Source organism: Neorhizobium sp. P1_A6, assembly GCF_056406795.1.
Genome location: NZ_JBFTZM010000020.1, coordinates 70,957 through 79,129, shown reverse-complemented (window position 1 = coordinate 79,129; position 8,173 = coordinate 70,957). Strand labels below are relative to the sequence as shown.

Sequence of the window (8,173 nt, the reverse complement as noted above, 5' to 3'; positions counted from 1 at the left end):
GCCTTCATCGCCTTCACGTCGGCAGCGTTCGGATAGGGCATCAGGTGGCATTCGCCGGCCTTGAGCTTCTGGTAGCGAACGGCGGCGTCGGTGGTGATCGCGAAGACGAGATCGTCGATCTTCGGAGCCTTGCCCCAGAAATCGGCGTTCTTCTTGTAGCGRATGACCGCGTCCTGCTGGTAGCCGACGAAGGTGAACGGGCCGGTGCCGACCGGCATCTGGTTCAGCTGTTCCTTCTTGCCGGCCTTCTCGAGGCTGTCGGCATATTCCTTCGACAGGATCGAAGCGAACGGCATTGCGACGTTGGCGAGGAACGGTGCTTCCGGACGGTTGAGGGTGACCTTGACCGTCAGGTCGTCGACCTTCTCGATCGACTTGATCAGCTTCGGAAAGCCCATGCCGTCGGCATATTCCCAGGTTGCGCCGGAAATGTACTTGTTCCAGGCGTTCTTCTCGTCGATCTGGCGGCCGAGCGAGAAGACGACGTCGTCGGCGTTCAGATTGCGGGTCGGCTTGAAGAAGTCGGTCGTCTGGAACTTGACGTTCGGACGCAGCTTGAAGGTGTAGACGGTGCCGTCAGCGGAAATTTCCCAGCTCTGGGCAAGGGCGGCTTCCGGCTGGGTCGTGCCCGGCTTGAACTCGAGCAGGCGATTGTAGATCGGATGCGCCGATGCGTCGAAGGTCGTGCCGGCGGTATAGATGCCGGGATCGAAGCCTTCCGGAGAACCTTCCGAGCAATATACGAAGGTCTTGGCGCTGGCGGCGCTTGCGAAGAATGTTGCCGACAGCAGCGCTGCGGCAAGGGTGAGTTTGTATTTCATATGGATCTCCCGATGACCTGTGGCCGGCTTATGTGCCGTGCCCGGTGGATGTCTTCAGCTGGAATGGCGCGTATATAGCGCCCAACGACTGGTATTCCCGTGTTCACCTCCTGGCCGGCGATATTTCGCTGCGGCCGGCCTCAAAATGCGTTTCTCCTGGCGGGTCTGCTCCGGCCTTCAGGCCGGGCACGCCCTTGTTCCTTGATTCCGATCAACGGCTGCCGCCGTATCGAATTTCTCGCCCGCTTTATTTTTTAGAAAATTTTCCACAAAATCGGCAAAATTCCCGTGCATTTTTATTCTTTTAGGCTCGTTTCATAGATTTGCCTGCGGGCCATGGCGCGGGAGCATACCGATTATGATCCGGTTGTCGAGATGCTAACATTCGCGTGCCATTCACATCCGCATTCCTTTCGCCCAATCCCTCAGCACAGCCTACTTTTGCTGCAATGCCGCATTGCCATCGGCCAGGAATTGGGTACGGTTCGGGCCTTCCGACCAGCATAGATCTATCGAGGCAACGGTTTCATGACGACAGGCAATTCCAATCTCCCGCTCGTTTGGGATTTCATCAACCGCAAAAAAGAGGTTTTCACGGAACTCGCGGACCGCGTTTGGGAGACGCCGGAAACCTGCTACATGGAGACGCTTTCGGCGGCCGTGCATCGCGAGATGCTGGAGGCGCAGGGCTTCAAGATCACCGAAAATGTCGCCGGCATTCCGACCGCGCTGATCGGCGAGGCGGGCGAGGGCGGTCCGGTGATCGCCTTTCTCGGCGAATACGATGCGCTGGCCGGCCTCAGCCAGAAGGCTGGTCTCACCCGGCATGAGCCGACGATCCCTGGCGCCAACGGCCATGGCTGCGGCCACAATCTTCTCGGGTCCGCGTCGCTGCTGGCGGCGACCGCGGTGAAGGACTGGCTGGAAAAGACCGGCACGCCCGGCCGGGTGCGTTATTACGGCTGCCCGGCGGAAGAAGGCGGCGCCGCCAAGGCGTTCATGGTGCGTGCCGGCGCCTTCGAGGATGTCGACATCGCGATCAGCTGGCACCCCAGCAATTTCGCCGGCGTGCAGCGGGAGACCTCGCTTGCCAACTGCCGGATCGACTTCACGTTCACGGGCCGCGCCGCCCATGCGTCCGCGGTGCCGGAACTCGGCCGCAGCGCGCTCGATGCCGTCGAGCTGATGAGCGTCGGTGTCAATTATATGCGCGAGCACATGCCGTCCGAAAGCCGCATCCATTACGCGGTCCTGGATAGCGGCGGCATCTCCCCGAACGTCGTGCAGGCTCATGCCAAGGTGCGCTATGTCGTCCGTTCCGCAGATCTTCCCGGGCTTTTCACGCTGATCGAGCGGGTCAAGAAGGTTGCCGAAGGTGCGGCGCTGATGACCGAGACCAAGGTCGAGAGCACGATCCTGGCCGGCGTTTCCAACCTCGTCGTCAACACTCCGCTGATGGACGTGATGCAGGATGTCTGGGACAGCATGGGCCCGCCGCCGTTCGACGCCGCGGATATCGAGTTTGCCGAGCAGATCCGTGCCACGCTGACGCCGGAAGACATCGTGGCAAGCTGGAACCAGGAGCGCCTGGAGCAGCGGGATATCCCGCTTGCCGACTTCATCCTGCCGAAGCACACCGAAAACCGCCAGATGGGCGGATCGACGGATGTCGGCGATGTCAGCTGGGTCGTGCCGACCGTGCAGGCTTATGGCGCGACGCTCGCCGTCGGCACCCAGCTTCACACCTGGCAAGTGGTTGCGCAGGGCAAGAGCCCACTTGCCCACAAGGGCATGGTCTCGGTCGCCAAGGCGATGGCCGCGACGGGGCTCGCCGCCCTGACAAGCGATCAACTCCGCGAGGCGGCCTGGGCCGATCTCAAGAAGCGGCGCAAGGGACAGGATTACAAAAGCCCTATCCCGGCCGGCGCCGAACCTCCGGTCGCGGCAATGACGCTGAAATGACCAAATAAACTGATCGACGCGTCAACTATTTTGAACGGTCGGCGTCTCTGAAAACGGCGATTTGGGCTGTCCAATATCGCCGTTTCCGCCTATGAAATTTATACGCCGTTGCGTGTCTCACAGGAGGTCCGTCGTGACTATTCAGCCCAATTCCATCGAAGCTCGGGACAAAGCTTACCAGCTCCACTCCTACACCAATGCCCGCGCGCTGGAGCGTGACGGATCGCTGGTGATCGATCGCGGCGAGGGCATCTATGTCTACGACGTCAACGGCAACAAATATATCGAAGGCATGGCCGGCCTCTGGAGCGTCGGCGTCGGTTTCGGCGAAAGCCGTCTTGTCGAAGCGGCCGCCAGGCAGATGGCGAAGCTCCCCTATTACCATACCTTTACGCTGCGCAGTCACGGCCCGTCGATCGATCTTGCCGAAAAGCTGATCCAGATGGCGCCGGTGCCGATGTCGAAGGCCTATTTCACCAATTCCGGTTCCGAAGCCAATGATACGGCCATGAAGATGGTCTGGTATCGTTCGAACGCGCTCGGCAAGCCGGAAAAGAAGAAGATCATTTCGCGGATCAAGGGTTATCACGGCGTGACGATCGCCAGCGCCAGCCTCACCGGCCTGCCGAACAATCACCGCTCTTTCGACCTGCCACTGGCCGGCATCTTCCACACGACCTGCCCGCATTACCGCGCCTTCAGCGAAGAAAACGAGACGGAGACGGCCTTCGTCGAACGCTGCGCCAAGGACCTCGAAGACCTGATCCTCAAGGAAGGTCCGGAAACGGTCGCCGCCTTCATAGGCGAGCCGGTCATGGGCGCTGGCGGCGTCATCGTTCCGCCGGCCGGTTACTGGGATGCGATCCAGAAGGTGCTCAGGAAATACGACATCCTGCTGATTGCCGACGAGGTGATCTGCGGCTTCGGACGCACCGGCGAAATGTTCGGCACCACGACCTATTCGCTGCAGCCGGACATCATGACGCTGTCGAAGCAGATTTCGTCGTCCTACCAGCCGATTTCGGCGCTGCTGATCAACGAGAACGTCTACGGGCCGCTGGCCGATGAATCGGCCAAGATCGGCACGTTCGGCCATGGCGTGACCGCGGCTGGCCATCCGGTCGCCGCAGCGGTCGCGCTGGAAAACCTGGCGATCATCGAAGAGCGCGACCTTGTCGGCAATGTCCGGGCGCTGGCGCCGAAGTTCCAGAGCCGGCTGAAGGCGCTGGAAAGCCATCCGCTGGCGATCGAAGCCCGTGGCGTCGGCCTCATCGGCGCCCTGGAGCTGAAGCCACGCGACGGTTTCGCGGCCGGCCAGCTCGGGCCCAAGCTGCTGGCGATCATGCTCGAAAAAGGCCTGATCTCGCGGGCGATCGGCGACTCGCTGGCGCTCTGCCCGCCGATGATCATCAACGAGCAACAAATCGATACGATCTTCGACACGTTCGAAGCCTCGCTCGAAGTCTTCGCGAAGCAGTTCGCGGCCTGATATCCTCCCGGAGCCGCGCTAACCTATTGGTGCGGCTCCGATTGCGCTTGGGCCATGCGCGCCTATATTGCTCGCCATGCTGGATGTCATCGAACCCTATTGGCCGCATATCCTTTTCGTTTTGTCGGTCCTGATGGGGGCCGCAGCTGCGATTCACGCGGCGATGACCAAGGAAGAGGTCCGCTCCGCGATCGGCTGGGTCGGCGTCATCGTTCTGTCTCCGATCGTCGGCGCGCTGCTTTATCTTGTCGCCGGGATAAATCGCATCCGCCGTTCGGTGATCAGCGATCGCCGGGCGCTGCTGCAGGGGGAAATCCGCGCGCATGTGGTTTCCTATGACGCGACCAACGACCTGATCATCGAGGAATTCGGGCATCGCTTCCGGGCGATGAAGACGCTTGGAGACCGGGTGACGCGCCACCGGCTGACGACCGGCAATACGATCGTCGCGCTCGATACCGGTGACGAAGCTTATGGGGCGATGCTGAAGGCGATCGCCAAGGCGAAACGCAGCCTTATTCTCGAGACCTATATCTTCGACCGGGACAGGATCGGCACCCGGTTTGCAGATGCGCTGATTGCGGCGGTCAAGCGCGGCGTCGAGGTGCGCGTGCTGATCGATGCGGTCGGCGCCCGATATTCGGTGCCGAGCGTGCTCGGCACGCTCAGAGAGGGCGGGATCACGGCCGATGTCTTCAACGGCAACGTCATCATGGGGCTGCGGCTGCCTTATGCGAACCTGCGCACCCATCGGAAGATCCTGGTCATCGACGGGCGGGTGGCGTTTACCGGCGGCATGAATATCCGCGAAGGTTTTTCGAGCGAATTCAGCGGCAACAACTGTTCGTTCGACACGCATTTCAAGGTAACCGGGCCGGTCGTCGCCGACCTGTTTGCGATCGCCGCCGCCGATTGGCGATATGCGGCCGACGAGGCATTGGAGGGCGAGGCCTGGGCGCTGCAGGCGCCGGAGACGAACCCCGGTTCGCCTGTCGTCATGCGCGCCGTTTCCTCCGGCCCCGACCGCAGCGTCGAGACCAACCACAAGATGCTGATGGGCGCGTTTTCCGTGGCGCGTTCCTCGATCCGCATCGTATCGCCTTATTTCCTGCCGGACCGCGAACTGATCACCGCGCTCGTCACCGCCGCCCGGCGCGGGGTTGAGGTCGATATCGTCGTGCCGACCGCCAACAATCTCGTCCTGGTCGACCGGGCGATGACCGCGCAGTTCGACCAGATGTTGAAGAATTACTGCCGGATCTGGCGGGCATCCGGGCCGTTCAACCATTCCAAGCTTCTGGTGATCGACGGGCGCTGGGCCTATGTCGGCTCATCGAACCTCGATCCGCGATCACTCCGGCTCAATTTCGAGGTCGATCTGGAAGTGCTGGACTGCCCTTTCGCGGAAGCTTTGGAACGAAGGATAGATCTGGCCATTTCTTCCGCAACCGAAGTGACACTCGATGGATTGATGGCAAGGCCCTTCCTCGTGCGCCTCATCGAGCGGGTGTTTTGGTTGGGCTCTCCCTATCTCTAGTTGCTGGATAGATAGGGAGCTTGCCTTATAGATCTCATTGATCGGCGAATAGTCAAAAGAACATGCGGGAAAAACGTCCCAATCTTCCGAAAAGCATTCTGGCTTCCATCCGGGCTCGAAGGAACCGCGGTGCCGGAACGCATGAGGAGCGTGAACGCGGACACGGCATGCTGATTGCCTCCTACAACGTGCACAAATGCGTCGGCATCGACGGAAAGTTCGATCCCGCGCGCACCAGCCACGTGATCCGTGAAATCGGTGCCGATGTGATCGCGCTGCAGGAGGCGGATTCCCGGTTCGGCGAGCGGCGTGGCCTGCTCGACCTTGCCTGGATGGAGCGGGAGACGGGGCTTTTCCCGGTGCCCGTCTCGGGTGTCGCCAAGGCGCATGGCTGGCATGGCAATGTGGTCTTCTTCCGCGAAGGTCTCGTGCGCGACGTCCACCAGGTCAAGCTGCCGGGGCTCGAGCCGCGGGGCGCTCTGATCACCGAACTGGAGCTCAAGGACGGCAGCGCGTTTCGGATCATCGCCGTCCATCTCGGCCTGCTCAACCGTTCGCGGCAGCAGCAGGCCCGCATGATCCTCGATATCCTGCGCTCGCGTGACGAGCAGCCGACCGTGCTCATGGGCGATCTCAATGAATGGCGGCTTGGTGACCGCTCCTCCCTGAATACGCTCGCGACCGTGTTCGGTCTCCCGGCTGCGGTGCCGAGCTTTCCGTCGCGCCTGCCTGTCCTGGCGCTCGACCGCATCATGGCGAACCAGCCCGGGCTGATCGATGCCGTCGAAACCCATGACAGCCCGCTAGCGCGACTTGCATCCGATCACCTGCCCATCAAGGCGGTGGTGAAGCTCGGTTCCCTGCCGTTGTCTCAAGGGACGGAAGCCGGCTGAACCGATCCTTTTCCGGCCTTTACCGAAACGGAAACCGCCGATAGGTTTGTGGCCTCACCGCCTCGCCCCTCCGAATGGAATTTCCCGCATGACCGATATCGCCATGATCGAAGCCGCCCGTGTCCGTCTCGATGGCCACGTGCGCCGCACTCCGCTGTTGTCTTCGCCCTTTCTCGACGACATCGCCGGGCGGCGCATCTTCGTGAAGCCGGAATGCCTGCAGCACACGGGTTCGTTCAAGTTTCGCGGCGCCTGGTCGGCGATTTCGGCACTGTCACCCGACGTCCGGGCCAAGGGCGTGATCGCTTTCTCTTCGGGCAACCATGCTCAAGGCGTGGCGCTGGCGGCGAGGATGCATGGCATCCCGAGCGTGATCATCATGCCGTCCGATGCGCCGCGCATCAAAATCGAGAATACCCGCGCTTATGGCGCGGATGTCGTGCTCTATGACCGCCTCAACGAGGATCGCGATGTGATCGGCGCGCGGCTGTCGCAGGAGCGCGGCCTGACGCTGATCAGGCCGTTCGACGAGCCGCTGGTGATCGCCGGCCAGGGCACGACCGGGCTCGAAATCGCCGAACAGGCCAAGGAGGAAAGAATCGAGAAGGCCGATGTGCTGGTGCCGACCGGCGGCGGTGGCTTCATTTCTGGCGTTGCGCTGGCCTTGAACGCCAAGGCCCCTGGGTTTCTCGTGCATCCTTGCGAGCCGCAAGGCTTTGACGACGTGACGCGCTCGCTGGCTTCCGGAAAGATCGAGCGCAACGCGACCCAGGGCGGTTCGCTTTGCGATGCGATCGTCACGCCGCAGCCCGGCAACATCACCTTTCCGATCATGTCGAAGCTCTGCGGCGCAGGTCTCGTGGTGACCGACGACGAAACGTTGCATGCGGTGGCGCTTGCCTTCAGCCGGCTGAAGATCGTTGTCGAACCCGGCGGGGCGGTGGCATTGGCGGCCGCTCTTTTCCATGGCGAGACGCTGGGCGATACGGTGATTGCCGTCTGCTCGGGCGGCAATATCGACCCGGATATCTTCCGTCTGGCGCTGGATCGTTTTGGCGCCTGAAGGGCTCGCGAGGGGCCTGGGTATAATAAACCGTTAAACACCCGGAAGGGCCGTTAAGAAAAAAGGATTTTCTACGGAACTGGTGGCAGGTTGGAACATTATCTCTATCGGCTTGGTAGAGATAAGCTAGGATAGGTTAAACGTCCGAAAAGGGCGAAAGCAGAACCCGGGAGACATCCAATGCGTCATATAGAGCATCAGACACGGTCTTTCCCAGTCCGCAGCGCCGCGGGCAAATGGCAGTGGGCGGCGCATACCGCCCTGGTCACGGCAGCGTTCATCTTTGTCGGCGCTGTCACGCTCGGCCTTTTCCCCTGAGCCTTTCAGGTTTCGCCTTTTCAAATCGGGCTTGGTTCTCCCAAGACCGAAACACCTCCCGCGCTTGCCGCTCGGGAGGTGTTTTCGTTT

At 61.5% G+C, this 8,173-nt stretch carries 7 protein-coding genes; 6 read left to right on the top strand and 1 reads right to left on the bottom strand.

Features of this window, described 5'->3' with window-relative positions; translation table 11 throughout:
- Nucleotides 1–821 (bottom strand): ABC transporter substrate-binding protein (locus AC1D3C_RS26865; RefSeq protein WP_477485020.1); only part of this gene is annotated, 821 nt, incomplete at its 3' end.
- Nucleotides 822–1,349: 528 nt separating this feature from the next.
- On the opposite strand from AC1D3C_RS26865, the gene AC1D3C_RS26860 reads away from it, so the two are divergent.
- The 6 genes from AC1D3C_RS26860 to AC1D3C_RS26835 all read left to right on the top strand — a co-directional run bounded on the left by AC1D3C_RS26860 (nucleotide 1,350) and on the right by AC1D3C_RS26835 (nucleotide 8,083).
- Nucleotides 1,350–2,783: a M20 family metallopeptidase gene (locus tag AC1D3C_RS26860; RefSeq protein WP_477485019.1), complete on the top strand. Its 1,434-nt coding sequence runs from the start codon at nucleotides 1,350–1,352 to the stop codon at nucleotides 2,781–2,783.
- 133 nt (nucleotides 2,784–2,916) lie between these two features.
- Nucleotides 2,917–4,272 (top strand): aspartate aminotransferase family protein, encoded by a 1,356-nt coding sequence (locus AC1D3C_RS26855; protein ID WP_477485018.1) that lies wholly within the window; start codon nucleotides 2,917–2,919, stop codon nucleotides 4,270–4,272.
- Between the two features lie 76 nt (nucleotides 4,273–4,348).
- On the top strand, nucleotides 4,349–5,809 hold the full coding sequence (gene cls / locus AC1D3C_RS26850; protein ID WP_477485017.1) for a cardiolipin synthase: 1,461 nt from the start codon (nucleotides 4,349–4,351) through the stop codon (nucleotides 5,807–5,809).
- Between the two features lie 62 nt (nucleotides 5,810–5,871).
- Nucleotides 5,872–6,702, top strand: coding sequence for an endonuclease/exonuclease/phosphatase family protein (locus AC1D3C_RS26845; RefSeq protein ID WP_477485016.1), 831 nt, complete (start codon nucleotides 5,872–5,874; stop codon nucleotides 6,700–6,702).
- Between the two features lie 88 nt (nucleotides 6,703–6,790).
- Nucleotides 6,791–7,765 carry a threonine ammonia-lyase gene (locus tag AC1D3C_RS26840; protein WP_477485015.1) on the top strand — a complete coding sequence of 325 codons (975 nt, stop codon included), beginning with the start codon at nucleotides 6,791–6,793 and terminating at the stop codon, nucleotides 7,763–7,765.
- 180 nt (nucleotides 7,766–7,945) lie between these two features.
- Nucleotides 7,946–8,083 carry a hypothetical protein gene (locus AC1D3C_RS26835; protein WP_157885188.1) on the top strand — a complete coding sequence of 46 codons (138 nt, stop codon included), beginning with the start codon at nucleotides 7,946–7,948 and terminating at the stop codon, nucleotides 8,081–8,083.
- Nucleotides 8,084–8,173: the final 90 nt, after the last annotated feature.

What these genes read in the sequence shown, in the direction of transcription:
- cls (WP_477485017.1), top strand. Translation starts at nt 4,349, where the DNA reads ATGCTGGATGTCATCGAACCCTATTGGCCGCATATCCTTTTCGTTTTG.
- AC1D3C_RS26840 (WP_477485015.1), top strand. Translation starts at nt 6,791, where the DNA reads ATGACCGATATCGCCATGATCGAAGCCGCCCGTGTCCGTCTCGATGGC.
- AC1D3C_RS26860 (WP_477485019.1), top strand. Translation starts at nt 1,350, where the DNA reads ATGACGACAGGCAATTCCAATCTCCCGCTCGTTTGGGATTTCATCAAC.
- AC1D3C_RS26835 (WP_157885188.1), top strand. Translation starts at nt 7,946, where the DNA reads ATGCGTCATATAGAGCATCAGACACGGTCTTTCCCAGTCCGCAGCGCC.
- AC1D3C_RS26845 (WP_477485016.1), top strand. Translation starts at nt 5,872, where the DNA reads ATGCGGGAAAAACGTCCCAATCTTCCGAAAAGCATTCTGGCTTCCATC.